This is a genomic window from Vibrio fujianensis (assembly GCF_002749895.1).
In the GTDB taxonomy this organism is placed as follows: Bacteria; Pseudomonadota; Gammaproteobacteria; order Enterobacterales; family Vibrionaceae; genus Vibrio; species Vibrio fujianensis.
This window is the reverse complement of record NZ_NBUS01000041.1, coordinates 251,399-252,677: the sequence shown is the minus strand read 5'-3', so window position 1 is coordinate 252,677 and position 1,279 is coordinate 251,399. Positions and strand designations below refer to the sequence as shown.

The window sequence follows — 1,279 nt, the reverse complement described above, 5'->3', positions numbered from 1 at the left end:
TTAGTGGAAGCTGGCAGAGAGAGGTTTTGTCCCGCTTTTAATTCATACACTTCAAATCCAACATAATCCCAACCTGCGTTTTTAGGTGTGATTTTTTGAATGCACCCGGTGCTATCCGGTGCCCTATATTTTGATAACAATGTAGACATGCGATGTTCCTCATCGGTTAGCGAGCCCATTTCTCCCATTGATTTACGTGATGCTTTTTAGTTGATTTAGACCAACTTGGAGTGAAATGGGTTTGGTTTTTCAATAACCAATATTATGAAATAAATATTTCAAATTCAAGGTGAACTTATCTGGAAAAAGCGGTTTATAGCAGTCAGCAAAGGGTTATTGATGACAACTATACCCAGATCACAAAAGCTAACTTTATTTCAAAAAATAATTGAAATGAAATTTATATTTCATATAGTGAGTTTAGAGAATAATAGAATTGTGGTCAACCACGAGAGCAGAGATGAAATCGCATCAACGCTTCTCTGAGCAAATTTTGGAGATATTCGGGTTATGAAGACGCTAAAAATGACAACAGCGCAGGCGCTGGTCAAATTTATGAATCAACAATATGTTGAATTTGATGGTCAGCAGCACAAATTTATTCATGGTGTGCTGAGCATTTTTGGGCATGGTAATGTGGTTGGGCTTGGGCAGGCGCTGGAACAAGACTCAGGTGATCTGATCGTACATCAAGGTTGTAATGAGCAAGGCATGGCACACATTGCTATGGGGTTTGCTAAACAACATAAACGCAAAAAAATATATGCGGTGACCTCATCGGTAGGCCCTGGTGCTGCAAATATGATTACGGCGGCAGCAACGGCAACCGCAAACCGAATTCCCGTTCTCTTCCTTCCGGGGGATGTATTTGCTTGTCGACAGCCGGATCCTGTCCTGCAACAAGTAGAGCAGTATTACGATGCTTCCATCAGTACTAACGACTGTTTTAAACCCGTTTCTCGCTATTGGGATCGTATCAATCGGCCAGAACAGTTGATGTCTGCAATGATTCATACCATGCGCGTGTTAACCGATCCGGCTGATACTGGTGCGGTTACCATCTGCCTTCCTCAAGATGTACAAGGAGAGGTATATGACTTTCCTGATTATTTCTTTCAAAAACGGGTGCACCGTATTGAGCGTCGACCAGCGACAGACTCAATGATCAATGACGCTGTTCAACTGATCATGAAGAAGAAAAAACCACTATTGATCTGCGGTGGTGGCGTTCGCTACTCTGAAGCTCATGACGTATTTCGTCAGTTTGCTGAAACTTTTC

At 42.1% G+C, this 1,279-nt stretch carries 2 protein-coding genes; one reads left to right on the top strand and one right to left on the bottom strand.

What is annotated here, in order from left to right; translation table 11 throughout:
- The coding region (locus B7C60_RS18510) for a 5-deoxy-glucuronate isomerase (protein ID WP_245869055.1) at positions 1–149 on the bottom strand (149 nt) is incomplete at its 3' end.
- 361 nt (positions 150–510) lie between these two features.
- Between B7C60_RS18510 and B7C60_RS18505 the strand changes: the two genes are divergently transcribed.
- A partial coding sequence (locus tag B7C60_RS18505; protein ID WP_245868973.1) for a thiamine pyrophosphate-binding protein occupies positions 511–1,279 on the top strand: 769 nt, incomplete at its 3' end.